Source organism: Holdemanella biformis DSM 3989 (assembly GCF_000156655.1).
In the GTDB taxonomy this organism is placed as follows: Bacteria; Bacillota_I; Bacilli_A; order Erysipelotrichales; family Erysipelotrichaceae; genus Holdemanella; species Holdemanella biformis.
In genome coordinates, this window is sequence record NZ_DS996850.1 from 144162 (window position 1) to 156923 (window position 12762).

Genomic DNA, 12762 nt, shown 5'->3' on the forward strand with positions numbered 1-12762 from the left:
TAATTCATCTCATGACTAAAGTCACGAGTGTTCTTAGATTGCTTTATAAATTGCCATAGGGCTTTATTCTCTTGAATGTGTAAAACTTCTACAATAATTTTAGAGACAATCCCTGTAAAGATCACAAATATTGAAAAAATAATAAGCACATTGAATAATTCGTTTCCTGTAAATGGAGATCCATTTTTAACTGAACTAATAATCAAGCCTGGAATACCGATTTTTAACAAAATATTTGATGCATATACATTTACTTCATCATTAAAAACATTCTTTTTAGCTCCCACAAAACCAACAATCATAATCAACAATAAAATCATCATTTGCGTAACAATCGTAGTAATATTCATAAAACCTCTTCCTTAAAACAAAAGGACAACAAAAAGTTGTCCTACTTTAGTAACGATAATAAACCTCTATTTATTGATTGTCAATTTGGATTGACCATTGTTAGTTGTACCTTTTGTTTCTCTTGATCAATATTATATACCCACACCGTAACAATATCTCCTACAGAAACAACATCACTAGGATGTTTTACTCGTTTTGTACTCATCTTTGAAACGTGAACTAAACCATCTTCATGTAGTCCAATATCTACAAAGGCTCCAAAGTCAACCACATTACGTACTGTACCTTCTAGCTTATCATTAATATGTAAGTCTTCGATTTCCAATACATCTTTTCTTAATAAAGGTGCATCATATTTATCACGATAATCTCTTAGTGGCATACAAATCGCATCTAAAATATCCTTCAATGTATAACTATCTAATCCTGTGTCTTGCATCAATTGTTTTGTATCACAATTAGAAATCACGTCTTTCGCCTTTTGTGTTCCCAAATCCGAAGTATCCAAACCTAATTCCTTCAACAATACTTTTGTTGCCTTATACGATTCAGGGTGAATGCTTGTACGATCCAATGGTTCTTTTCCATCTTCAATACGCAAGAATCCAGCTGCTTGTTCGAAAGCTTTTGGACCAATCTTAGGAATCTTTTTAATTTGTGTACGCGATTCAATTTTTCCATTTTCTTCACGATATGACACAATGCTTGTAGCACTCGCATTATTTAATCCCGCAACATTTTTAAGTAAAGAAACACTGGCTGTATTGATATTTACACCCACGCGGTTAACCGCTTTTTCAACTACGAAATCCAAACGTTCTTTTAATCTTGCAGTTGGCAAATCATGTTGATATTGACCAACACCAATCGATTGAGGGTCAATCTTGATTAATTCTGAAAGTGGATCCATCAATCTTCGCGCAATCGAAATGGCACTTCTTTGTTCAACATGTAAGTCTGGAAATTCTTCAATAGCTAATTTAGAAGCACTGTATACACTAGCACCTGCTTCAGAAACAATGGTATAGGATACTGGTAAATTAAATTTCTTGATTGTATTCGCAACGAAAGCTTCACTTTCTCGACTTGCTGTACCATTGCCAATCGCAATTAAATTCACATGATATTCATTGCATAATTGAACTAATTTTTGTTCAGACTCTTTTACTTTTGCGTTTGGCTGATGTGGATAGATCACATCGACTGTTAATTTTTTACCAGATGCATCAATTACAGCCAATTTACATCCGGTTCTAAAGGCCGGGTCAAATCCTAGAATTACTTTATCTTTCATAGGTGGTTGAAGTAGCAACTTCTCTAAGTTCATAGAAAATACGTCAATACTTGATTCATGTGCCTTTTCACTTAGAGCAGAACGAACCATTCTTTCAATTGAAGGATAGGCAAGTCTTTTTAAACCATCTAAAATAGCAGCACGAACATATTCACTTGTACCACTGTTAGTAAAGCGAATAAATCTTCGGCATACCCAGTTTTCAATATATTCTTCATTAAAAGAAATCGAAACATTTAATACTTTTTCTTTTTCCCCTCGATCAATGGCCATAACTCGATGCGGTGCTAAAGTATTGACTCTTTCTGAATAATCATAATACATCTTATAGACTTTATGAGCATCTTCATGACCTTTCTTTTCACTTGTAACAATACGACCAAAGTTTGTCATTGAATCTAATATTTTATTACGTACATCTACATCATCACTCACTTTTTCGGCAACGATATCACAAGCACCTTGAATAGCAGTTTCACGATCTTTTACATTTTCATTGATGTAAGCATCCAATTCTGTTTCTTTAAAATAACGAGGAAAAGACATAAATGTATCAGCTAATGGCTGTAGACCATTGGCAATCGCAACACTTGCACGCGTCTTTTTCTTTTGTTTGTAAGGACGATAAATATCTTCTACTTGTGATAGTTTTGTACATGCGTTGACATTCTTAATAATTTCATCATCCAATTTTCCTAATGTTTCAATACGTGCCAAAACTTCTTCCTTACGCTTAGCTAAATTCACTTGATACGCATAATTTTCTTGAATGACACGAATTTGTTCTTCATCCAAACCTTTTGTACGCTCTTTACGATAACGTGCAATAAAAGGAACTGTAGCTCCTTCTTCTAATAATTCCAATGTATTCTTAACTTGTGAAATTGAAATATTCAATTCTTTCGCAATTAAGGAAATTATATTTTCATCCATAGTAAAACCTCATTTCAACTCTATTATTATACCAAAGATTAGAATACATTATTTAAAGATTTTCCAACAAAAATGGAACTGCGTAAATAGGCGTTAATTCCAACATCCCATCTTTCGAAAAATCTTTCTGTGAAAACAAGAATCTTCGTCCTACTTCATGCGAATATTTCTTGCAAAATTCATCCATTGAAATATGACTCTTTGTTGCAGATGATTTAACTTCAATTGGAATGATTTTATTTCTTGAACGTATTAAAAAATCAATTTCATTACTATGAGTACTATTCTCTTTTCTCCATGAATGATAGTATAAATTATTGCCACTATTTACAATGATTTGTGCGATTGCATTCTCATACATATAGCCTAAATCGGCTGATAACTTATCACTCAACAATTTTTTATAAATATCTGAAGATAATCCTTTCCCGCCATCAAATATCATTGTTGTAAACAATCCAATATCAGAAATATACAATTTAAAAGTTTCTGGATCTCTTGTTTGTGCTAAAGCAATACCAGGTTGTGCAACATTGTAACATGGCAAAACTATTTTGGAATCAATTAAATCAAATAAACGTTCCTCATCTTTAATTTGTCTTCGGCTTTTAGTTGCTTCTGTTATTTTAAATCTATTTCTCTTCAATGCTAATTGACTAGGTATTGATGCATAAATATCAGATAATCTACCAGAAGGATCTATTTTTTTTAAATCATCTTCATATAAAGAAATAATATCTCTTTTTTCTTTATCTACTGCATCAAGATTATTCGTTTGTAGATAAGTGGAAACGACTTGAGGCATCCCCCCAATAGCCATATAAATACGAAAATCGCGCATTAACTTACGGTTTGTCATATCACCTATAGCAGCATTCTTTTCAACTAAAGTTCTTATACTATCCGTACTTTTTTTCAATGCCCAATTAAATTCCTCATAATCCATCGGAAACACATTAATTTTATGTTCTTCAGAAGGAATTAATATCTCTCGTACATTTTTCTTAATTGATATCAGTGACCCCGTCTCAATATAATGATACCTTCCATCTTTTACTAGATGTTTAATAGCTTGTCTAGCCTTTGGAAAAAATTGTACTTCGTCAAAAATAATGGCAGATTTAGATACTATTAAATTAATACCTGTCACTGTTTGTAATCGCAAGAAGAATATATCCAAATCCGAAATATCATTGAATACTTCTAACAATTCTGTAGATATATTAGAAAAATCTATAAATATAAAACTTTCATACTCATTTTTTGCAAATTCCAAAGCAATTGTGCTCTTACCTACACGCCTAGCTCCCTCTAATAAACAAGCTGACCGATCTGCATATTTTTCTTTCCATTCCAGCAATTCATTATATACTTTCCGCTTAAACATATATCCTCCAGTCATGAAACTACATTATTTCAATATCACATTAGCAGAAAAACGTTATTATTTCAATATTTTATTCCGCTTAAAACGTCATTATTTCAATGTTTTACTTCATATAAAACGTCGTTATTTCAATATTTTAACAATAAATATAGTAATGATGTTTGAAGTCTCATCGTTTGATTGGAAGTTTTAAAGGATTTTGGAGTCGTAGAATTAATGATAAAGATCGTTTAATATATAAGATTGATGAAGGAGCTATATTATATATAATTAGTTGCAGGCAACATTATACTGACCACTAAAGAAGTGAATTTTCACTACTTTTTTTTGACCACTTAGTCTTCTATTTTAACAACTTACTTTTCAAGACTATACTTTTAATATTCCTTGTGGAATAATAAAGCCATGAAAGTAAGAATTGAGATTGATGATTCATTAAACGAAGATGAAATCGTCATACGTACAAAAGAATATACTGAGGAATTGCAACAATTAATTTCTAATTTTAAATCAAAGCCGAGTATACAATTCTTTAAACAAGATACAGAGTATTATCTAGATTTAGATGCAATTCTATTCTTTGAAAGTGACAACGGAAGGGTATATGCGCATACAGCCAATGATATGTTTTCTACAACACAGAAATTGTATGAATTAGAAAATATATTGCCAAACTCCTTTTTGAGAATTTCTAAATCTACAATAGTGAATATTCAAAAAATATATTCTTTATCTCATTCTGTATCGAGTCATCTCATTACTTTTCAAAATAGTCATAAACAAGTCTATGTATCAAGAATGTACTACAAAGTATTAAAAGAAAGAAGGAATCATTTATGAAAAGAAATTGGTTTTGGGGCATAGTTTGTATTCTAGGTGCCATTTTAATTTTTGGAAACTTATTCGGAATTATTCAATTTAATCTTAGTCTATGGAAAATTGCTGGAACTCTTATCTGTCTATCCGTTATTATTGATGGAATCAAAGAAAGAAGCTTCTACAGCCCCTTATTTGGAATTGCGATTATTTTCTATTTATTCAAAGAAGATTTAGGTTTTGAAGATATTTCTCTATGGCTTCTATTATTAGCTACTTGGCTATTAGCTTGGGGACTTACAAGCATTATTCATCCCAAAAAAAGACACATTGAAATAGAAGATGTTGAATATTCTACGAATTCTATCATCAATGTTTCTGCTAGTTTCGGTGAAAAAGTTCAATATATTCAAACCAATGATCTACAATATGTGACCATTGATTCAAAGTTTTCAGGATTGAAACTCTATTTTGATCAGGCTACCATTCAAAATCAAGCTACGATTGAAATTGATGGAAACTTTACAGGCATTCAACTCTATGTACCTAAAGAATGGAATGTACAAAGTCATGTTCGTGCCTTCTTTGGTGGAGTTGATGAAAAAGGACAGCCATCATCAAGTGGCTATCCTACATTAAATATCACAGGTCGTGTTCATTTTGGTGGAGTTGAAATTCATTATATCTAAGAAAGACAATCAACGTCTTTCTTTTTTATATTCCGCATCATTTTTTGCCAGAAGATACAAACAATATTGGTTCATACTAATGCCTTCTTCTTTGGCATGCATGGATAAGGATCTATGAAGGCTTTTAGGTATTCTTAATTTAAATTGTCCTGAATACGATTGTAGATCACTAGGAAGCGGAATCTCTTTTTCATCTTCTAACATACCTAAAATCCATGTTTCTTTTGCGTCTTTGGCTAGTTCTAACAAGTCATCTAATGAATCTGAACATGTCATACATCCAGGAAGATCCGGATAAGATAAGACATATCCTCCTTCATCTTTATCTTCAACAATTTCCATACGATACGACAGATTCATGTAGTATTTGAGTTCTTGATTCATATTCCTTCATCTCCTCTTCTATCACTTTTTTAATCATTTTTACATACACCTTTTTTATAGGTTTATGTCTTGGAATCACAATACGACTACATCCAGGTTTTACAAACGAGTAATGACTCGATCCACCTTTAGGTTGTTTGATCTCATACCCATATTCTTTCATCACTTTAACTATTTCTTCGAAACGAATATCATGATCCAATTCTAAAAATCTTTTTAACAGCTTATCCCAAGAAGACATCTTTTCACCTCCATTATATTTGGTGTCATATTTGGTGTCAATCATCTTTTGTTGATGATTTCTTTCCTTAATTAAATCAGATGCATGTGAAAAAGATATTAAAAGTCAAAAAAAGAAGTCGTTAGACTTCTAATTCAACACATTTTCTTTTGAACCATACGCATTGTACTGATCCATAATGGAATCAATACCAGTGTAGCTGCAACCCATGCAGTTTGATCGGCCCATGTGATCGCATTATATTTGAAAATAGGTACAAAACATAAGGCTACGATGCAACGTGCAATCATTTCTACAAAGCCTGCAAGCATAGCTCTTGCAGAATATCCAAGTCCTTGAACGGACATTCTTGTTGTGATTAAAATTCCTAAAATCGGATAGAAGTAGCCCATTCTTCTTAAATATAAAGCACTCGCATTTAACACTTGTGATTCATTTGCACTCACAAACATCTTACTAAGAATTCTTCCAAAGAAAACCATTACGACACATGCGAATACACCATATAAAATACTCACCATTACGCCTTTACGATATCCATCATGGATTCGTTCTAATTTGCAAGCTCCATAGTTTTGGGAAAGGAATGTAGAAACAGCTGCACCTAATGCATCAAACGGACACATCATCAATGATTTAATACGCATACCTGCCGTGAAGCCCGAAACATAAATGGTTCCTAACGCATTATTTGCTGATTGCATGACCATTGAACCAATGGCTGTAATCGAAAATTGTAAGCCCATAAGAACGCCCATTGCCAACAATTTAACCGAATGTTTCTTATCAACATAGCGACTTGATTTAGGAACATGTAAAACATTGACTTTAAACGCAATCAATAGTAAGCACAAAATACCACTTACAGCTTGGGCAAAAATGGTTGCGATGGCAGCTCCTGCACATCCCCATTTCAAAACAAGAATACAGAAAAAATCTAAACCAATATTTAAAACAGCGGAAAAAGCTAGAAAGAAAAATGGCGTTTTTGAATCTCCAATAGCTCTTAAGATAGCCGATAAATAATTATAGAGTAATGTGAATGGTATTCCTGCAAATATGACAACTAAATAGGCATAGGCATCATTAAAGATTTCGTCATTCACTTGTAATATATGAAGAATGTCTGCACAAAACACAACGACTAAGATGGATATCACAAACGCTGTAATGGCCGTCCATACAGCCCCTGCATAGATATAAGTTTGCATTTCATCGAGTCTTTTTGCACCATAACTTTGTGAAACCATGATTGCAAAGCCTTGGCATATTCCCATACAAAAACCTAGAATCAAAAATTGTACACTACTACTTGCCCCTACGGCTGCCAATGCTTTCGAACCTAGTGTTTGCCCAACAATAGCCGCATCGACAACGTTGTAAAATTGTTGAAATAAATTTCCTAATAATAATGGAATACTAAAATTCAAAATGAGTTTTAAAGTATTTCCTTCAATCATACTCTTTTGCATATTCCCTTTTTTAAACCCCATCAAAAAAGAAGTCATTTTATTGACTTCTTACCAAGCTAATACTTCAATTCCTTTTTCTGTAACTAGAATTGTGTTTTCCCATTGCGCCGATAACTTTCCATCTTTTGTATAAGATGTCCAGCCATTATCTTTATCAATATATAAATCACGCGTTCCTTGATTGATCATAGGCTCAATAGTGAAGACCATACCTGGTGCAATAACCATACCTGTATTACGAATTCCTACATGATGTACATATGGATCTTCATGGAAAGCATTACCAACACCGTGTCCACAAAAATCAACAACAACACTGTAGCCATTTTTATGTGCATATTCTTGAATAGCAGCACCAATATCTCCGATGTATCCCCAAGGACGTACGGCTTCTTTACCTATTTCTAGACATTCTTTAGTCACTTCAACTAAGCGTTTTGCCTCATCACTTACATGACCAATACAGAACATTCTAGATGCATCCGCAAAGTGTTTATGTACAATAGTAGTGCAGTCTACATTTATAATATCGCCATCTTTTAATACGACTTTTTCACTTGGAATACCATGACAAATTTCATTATTAATAGATGTACAAACACTCTTAGGGAATCCTTCATAACCTAAACAGGCAGGGATTCCACCATGACTTGTTGTATAATCATATACTAATTTATCGATATCTTCTGTAGTCATACCCGCACAGATTTTTTCTCCAACTAAATCAAGTACGGCATTATTGATTTTAGCCGCTTTTTTGATCCATTTTATATCTTCTTCAGACTTAATTAAATTATGACTAGGAACTATTTTACCTTGTAGTTTTAATACATTAATTGTATTGTCCCATTCTTCATGACAATGTTTATATTTTTTACCAGAACCACACCAACATGGACTATTCTTACCAATCATCTTGATCCTTCTTTCTATATATTCGTTAAACACAACTTATTATACACGAAAACAAGAAAAAAAGCTTCCGATTGATTCAGAAGCTTCTAAATGCATTATTCACCAAAATAACGTTTTAATAATCCAGCAAATGCCTTACCATGACGAGCTTCATCACGAGCCATTTCGTGTACTGTATCATGAATTGCATCTAAGTTTGCCTTTTTAGCACGAGTAGCTAAATCAACTTTACCTGCAGTCGCACCATTTTCAGCTTCTACACGCATTTCAAGATTTCTCTTAGTTGAATCTGTAACAACTTCGCCTAATAATTCAGCAAATTTTGCAGCATGTTCTGCTTCTTCCCAAGCTGCTTTTTCATAATACAATCCAACTTCTGGATATCCTTCTCTATGAGCAACTCTTGCCATTGCCAAGTACATACCTACTTCTGAGCATTCACCTTCGAAGTTAGCGCGTAAATCATTTTTAATGTCTTCATCAACATCTTTTGCGACTCCTACTACGTGTTCAGCAGCCCAAGTCATTTCGTCTTCTACTGGAACAAATTTTTCTTTTGGTTGTTTACAAGTTGGACATTTCCAATCTGCAGGAAGATCAGCGAATTTTACGCCTTCTTTTTCCTCATCATAAATGTGTCCACAAATTAAGCATCTATATTTCATAAATAATCCTCCTCTTGAAATATACTATTTCCTCTTATGCATATACTATCGCATATTCATTTCAATATTTCAAAAGTTTTGCTCAACAATTTTTAAATTATAATTCAATCGTCAACATACGATCTTTTCCTGACATATCTTTATGTACAGTGATCGTTGCAGATTCAAAATATTCACGAGCTAAATTTGATAAAGCTTCACCTTGATCCCAACCCATTTCAAAGGCAAGGAAGGCTTTTTCATTCAATACAAGATGTGCTTTTTCAAATACGTCACGATAGAATTTCAATCCATCATTTCCACCAAATAAAGCTACATGCGGTTCATAATCCACAACACTTTGTTCCATCTTTTCTTCGCTAGGAATATATGGCGGATTACAAACTAAAATATCACAATGCAAATCACGATCCACAAATGGATCTAACATACTTCCACAAATGAAATTCACATTTGCGCCTAGTTTTTCATTGTTCTTTTGTGCAACCACTAAAGCTTCTTTTGAAATATCTGAAGCGATCACATCCATCTTAGGTTCTTCAAGATTTAACGTAATTCCAATTGCACCAGATCCTGTTGCTACATCAAATACATTGACATGATCCTTATCGGCAAAGTAATCGTCAAACTTAGATAAAACAAGTCCTACAAGTTCTTCTGTTTCGGGTCTAGGAATCAAAACGTCTTCATTCACGATAAAATCATATCCATAAAAACATTCATATCCCAATACATATCCTAATGGTTCTCCATTTTCCATCAAATGAATTCCTTCTAGATAGTCTGTTTGAATTTGTTCATTCGCTTCTTCATCCATAGAAATATATAAATTGATATCTTTTTGACGACACAATTCCACCATGAAAAGTTGAGCTGCCTGTTCGCCTTGACCAGCTTTGTAAAGACGTTCTTTACCTTCATTGATCAACGAATGATATGTACTCATTATTCTTTTTCTCCAGCAATTTTTGCTTGTTGATCAGCCAACTGTAAAGCAGCCATCAAATCATCTAAACGACCATCCATAATACGATCCAACTGATTGACTGTATATCCAATACGGTGATCTGTTACACGGTTTTGAGGATAGTTGTATGTACGGATCTTTTCTGCACGATCTCCAGTACCAATCTTTGTACGACGTTCTTTTTCGTTCTTTTGATCCAATTCACGTTGTCTTTCTTCATATACACGAGCACGAATTGTCATTAAGGCAGTTGCACGGTTTTCATGCTGACTACGACCATCCTGACACTTAACTACAATACCAGTAGGTTTGTGGACGATACGTACAGCTGAATCGGTTTTATTGATATGCTGTCCTCCCGCTCCACTTGAACGCATTGTTTCAATTTCCAAGTCGTTCATATCGATATCAAAATCTTCAGCTTCTACTTCTGGCATACACAATACTGTAGCGGTAGAAGTATGGATACGGCCTTGTGATTCTGTCTTTGGCACACGTTGTACACGGTGAGAACCAGATTCAAATTTTAAAGTTCCATAAGCCCCTTCTCCATTGACTTTAAATGAAACTAATGAGAATCCTCCAGCTTCACTATCTTCCATTTCAATGACTTCTGTTCTCCAACCTTTTGCCTCTGCATATTTTGAATACATTCTAAATAAGTCTCCGGCAAAGATATTTCCTTCATCTCCACCAGCTGCTCCACGAATTTCTAAGATCGCATTATGAGAATCGTTAGGATCTTTTGGTACTAGAAGCAATTCTAAACGGTCTAAATAATTTTGGATTTTTGGTTCTAATTCTTCCAATTCCATTTGTGCCATTTCACGAATTTCTTTATCTTCCTCTTTTGAAAGAACTTTAGCCTCTTCTAATTCCTCAACTGCCTTTTTATATTCTTCGTATGTTTCTACAATAGGTGTCAACTCATTTTGTTCACGCCCCAATTTTGCCATTGTCTTACGATCTGATACAACATCACTTTGCATCATTAAATCATTGATTTCACGATAACGTTCAACCATTTTTTCTAAACGCTCATCCATTTTTGCCATAAATATACATCCTTTCTCTATAATTTTTATATCTTGAGTGTTTTACCACTTAAAAAACGCTTTATTTTAGCGATATACCCCATCTATTTTAATATAAAGAACACTTATTGTCGATGAAAATTGTCCTATTACGCAATTTTTAAAGATAAGAGTATAATATGAGATATGAAAAGAAAAAGAAAAGTTAAAAAGACATCATTTAAGCTTATTATTATTCTATTGATTCTAGTATTTGTCGTTATCCCATTTACCATTTTAAAAATGACAGAAGACGGACAATACTATGTCGAAGATTTAAGCACAAGTGAAGTGCAAGCTTCTTATAAACATTATATTTTCGCATCCTTAAAAATGGATGCAACAGACTCTAAATATACATGTATAAAAAATGAAGATGGTAAAGTATTACGACTTAAATCAGGAATCGTGAATTTAAAGACGAAGGATGTAACCCAAAACACAGAATACACTACAGATACTAAAAAAACAGGGTATGTGAACGGAAATTATGGTGCAGATGCTCAATATCTAGGAACAAGCTTTAATGGAAAGAAGGTTCACTTTAAAATCAGCGGGGTTCAAGCTTGGACGGATATTAATAATGTTGAATTATACTTATATAACGACTCCTATATTTTATCCACATATTATGTTTATAACCATTCCCTTATTCATACAATTTCTACAGATCTTTTTCAAGGAAATGTGAATTCTATTGCGATTGGTCCTGCTCCTAAATTCATGAAGGAAGATACAATCTATTATTCATATGATGGTCACTATTTTTATACGAACTATGAAAACCTAGTTAATGATAATAAAGTTAATAAAGATCCTTACTATAATTATTATCAATATATTCCTCATAGAACTACTTCCTATTTAAATAATTCTATATATAATGCATATCTAGATCAATATGGTGTTAGTGATGAGTCTATTCTATATAATCAGGCAGATCTATTCTTTAAAATTCAAAACAAATATTCAATCAATGCGACTATGATGTACGCCCTAGCGCTAAACGAGAGTGGTCTTGGACTTAGTCAGTATGCGCTTGAATATCATAATTTATTTGGGCATGCAGCAATTGATGAAAATCCAGATAATGCGAATCAATATAGTTCATTAGCCGAATGTGTAAAACAACATGCCTATAATTTTTTACAACAAGGATACTTAAATCCAAATGATTCAAGATATCATGGTTCGTGGTTTGGTGATAAGGCAAGTGGTATAAATGTCAACTATGCATCCGATCCATATTGGGGTGAAAAAGCTGCAAGTTTTTACTATCACTTAGATGAAGGTGGTATTGACCAAGAAAAGAATCCTATTAAGACAATACAACTATCTAAGGATTTAAATGTATATGCACCAAATAAAAAAGATGTTCTTTACACATATAAAAAGGGAGATATCGTATCGGTTCATATATTAAAGAATGAGATTGGATACTATAAAATATCAAGTGAAGCTCCTGTCAAAGATAATAATTTGAATGTAAATTCTAAATATAAAAATAGTTATGTATATATCAAGAAATCGGATTTCAAATAAAAGAAAACCATTTTAAGTGTTGGCGTCTTAAAA

At 33.1% G+C, this 12762-nt stretch carries 14 protein-coding genes; 4 read left to right on the top strand and 10 right to left on the bottom strand.

Annotated features, from left to right (window positions below; genetic code table 11):
* The 3 genes from EUBIFOR_RS13035 to EUBIFOR_RS11250 all read right to left on the bottom strand — a co-directional run.
* Positions 1-350: hypothetical protein (locus EUBIFOR_RS13035; RefSeq protein ID WP_003866192.1), on the bottom strand; the 350-nt coding region annotated here is incomplete at its 3' end.
* A gap of 80 nt (positions 351-430) precedes the next feature.
* Positions 431-2578: a Tex family protein gene (locus EUBIFOR_RS11245; RefSeq protein WP_003866193.1), complete on the bottom strand. Its 2148-nt coding sequence runs from the start codon at positions 2576-2578 to the stop codon at positions 431-433.
* 52 nt (positions 2579-2630) lie between these two features.
* Positions 2631-3965, bottom strand: coding sequence for an ATP-binding protein (locus EUBIFOR_RS11250; protein WP_040466539.1), 1335 nt, complete (start codon positions 3963-3965; stop codon positions 2631-2633).
* A gap of 176 nt (positions 3966-4141) precedes the next feature.
* On the opposite strand from EUBIFOR_RS11250, the gene EUBIFOR_RS12555 reads away from it, so the two are divergent.
* The 3 genes from EUBIFOR_RS12555 (at position 4142) to EUBIFOR_RS11260 (ending at position 5470) form a co-directional block, all read left to right on the top strand.
* The gene (locus EUBIFOR_RS12555) at positions 4142-4267 is read left to right on the top strand and encodes a type II toxin-antitoxin system YoeB family toxin (RefSeq protein WP_244264180.1); all 126 of its coding nucleotides are present in this window, start codon (positions 4142-4144) and stop codon (positions 4265-4267) included.
* A gap of 103 nt (positions 4268-4370) precedes the next feature.
* Positions 4371-4805 (top strand): LytTR family DNA-binding domain-containing protein, encoded by a 435-nt coding sequence (locus EUBIFOR_RS11255; RefSeq protein WP_003866196.1) that lies wholly within the window; start codon positions 4371-4373, stop codon positions 4803-4805.
* Complete coding sequence (locus EUBIFOR_RS11260; protein WP_003866197.1) at positions 4802-5470, top strand: LiaF transmembrane domain-containing protein; 669 nt, start codon at positions 4802-4804, stop codon at positions 5468-5470. The genes EUBIFOR_RS11255 and EUBIFOR_RS11260 overlap by 4 nt, the downstream gene beginning before the upstream one ends.
* 9 nt (positions 5471-5479) lie before the next feature.
* On the opposite strand, the gene EUBIFOR_RS11265 is transcribed toward EUBIFOR_RS11260, so the two are convergent.
* From EUBIFOR_RS11265 to prfA, 7 genes are all read right to left on the bottom strand, one after another.
* The gene (locus EUBIFOR_RS11265; protein WP_040466540.1) at positions 5480-5854 is read right to left on the bottom strand and encodes a type II toxin-antitoxin system HicB family antitoxin; all 375 of its coding nucleotides are present in this window, start codon (positions 5852-5854) and stop codon (positions 5480-5482) included.
* Positions 5799-6095, bottom strand: a complete 297-nt coding sequence (locus EUBIFOR_RS11270; protein WP_050755976.1) for a type II toxin-antitoxin system HicA family toxin — start codon at positions 6093-6095, stop codon at positions 5799-5801. Before EUBIFOR_RS11270 ends, EUBIFOR_RS11265 begins: the two co-directional genes overlap by 56 nt.
* A 134-nt stretch (positions 6096-6229) precedes the next feature.
* On the bottom strand, positions 6230-7603 hold the full coding sequence (locus EUBIFOR_RS11275) for an MATE family efflux transporter (RefSeq protein ID WP_244264179.1): 1374 nt from the start codon (positions 7601-7603) through the stop codon (positions 6230-6232).
* A gap of 12 nt (positions 7604-7615) precedes the next feature.
* Positions 7616-8482, bottom strand: coding sequence for a methionyl aminopeptidase (locus EUBIFOR_RS11280; protein ID WP_003866201.1), 867 nt, complete (start codon positions 8480-8482; stop codon positions 7616-7618).
* A gap of 95 nt (positions 8483-8577) precedes the next feature.
* On the bottom strand, positions 8578-9147 hold the full coding sequence (locus tag EUBIFOR_RS11285) for a ferritin family protein (protein WP_003866202.1): 570 nt from the start codon (positions 9145-9147) through the stop codon (positions 8578-8580).
* Positions 9148-9244: 97 nt separating this feature from the next.
* Complete coding sequence (gene prmC, locus EUBIFOR_RS11290) at positions 9245-10093, bottom strand: peptide chain release factor N(5)-glutamine methyltransferase (protein WP_003866203.1); 849 nt, start codon at positions 10091-10093, stop codon at positions 9245-9247.
* The gene (gene prfA, locus EUBIFOR_RS11295) at positions 10093-11169 is read right to left on the bottom strand and encodes a peptide chain release factor 1 (RefSeq protein WP_003866204.1); all 1077 of its coding nucleotides are present in this window, start codon (positions 11167-11169) and stop codon (positions 10093-10095) included. The genes prmC and prfA overlap by 1 nt, the downstream gene beginning before the upstream one ends.
* 165 nt (positions 11170-11334) lie before the next feature.
* Between prfA and EUBIFOR_RS12250 the strand changes: the two genes are divergently transcribed.
* Positions 11335-12729 carry a glucosaminidase domain-containing protein gene (locus tag EUBIFOR_RS12250; protein WP_003866205.1) on the top strand — a complete coding sequence of 465 codons (1395 nt, stop codon included), beginning with the start codon at positions 11335-11337 and terminating at the stop codon, positions 12727-12729.
* Positions 12730-12762 lie beyond the last annotated feature (33 nt).

What these genes read in the sequence shown, in the direction of transcription:
- EUBIFOR_RS11245 (WP_003866193.1), bottom strand. Translation starts at nt 2,578, where the DNA reads ATGGATGAAAATATAATTTCCTTAATTGCGAAAGAATTGAATATTTCA.
- EUBIFOR_RS11250 (WP_040466539.1), bottom strand. Translation starts at nt 3,965, where the DNA reads ATGTTTAAGCGGAAAGTATATAATGAATTGCTGGAATGGAAAGAAAAA.
- EUBIFOR_RS11255 (WP_003866196.1), top strand. Translation starts at nt 4,371, where the DNA reads ATGAAAGTAAGAATTGAGATTGATGATTCATTAAACGAAGATGAAATC.
- EUBIFOR_RS11260 (WP_003866197.1), top strand. Translation starts at nt 4,802, where the DNA reads ATGAAAAGAAATTGGTTTTGGGGCATAGTTTGTATTCTAGGTGCCATT.
- EUBIFOR_RS11265 (WP_040466540.1), bottom strand. Translation starts at nt 5,854, where the DNA reads ATGAATCAAGAACTCAAATACTACATGAATCTGTCGTATCGTATGGAA.
- EUBIFOR_RS11270 (WP_050755976.1), bottom strand. Translation starts at nt 6,095, where the DNA reads ATGTCTTCTTGGGATAAGCTGTTAAAAAGATTTTTAGAATTGGATCAT.
- EUBIFOR_RS11275 (WP_244264179.1), bottom strand. Translation starts at nt 7,603, where the DNA reads ATGACTTCTTTTTTGATGGGGTTTAAAAAAGGGAATATGCAAAAGAGT.
- EUBIFOR_RS11280 (WP_003866201.1), bottom strand. Translation starts at nt 8,482, where the DNA reads ATGATTGGTAAGAATAGTCCATGTTGGTGTGGTTCTGGTAAAAAATAT.
- EUBIFOR_RS11285 (WP_003866202.1), bottom strand. Translation starts at nt 9,147, where the DNA reads ATGAAATATAGATGCTTAATTTGTGGACACATTTATGATGAGGAAAAA.
- prmC (WP_003866203.1), bottom strand. Translation starts at nt 10,093, where the DNA reads ATGAGTACATATCATTCGTTGATCAATGAAGGTAAAGAACGTCTTTAC.
- prfA (WP_003866204.1), bottom strand. Translation starts at nt 11,169, where the DNA reads ATGGCAAAAATGGATGAGCGTTTAGAAAAAATGGTTGAACGTTATCGT.
- EUBIFOR_RS12250 (WP_003866205.1), top strand. Translation starts at nt 11,335, where the DNA reads ATGAAAAGAAAAAGAAAAGTTAAAAAGACATCATTTAAGCTTATTATT.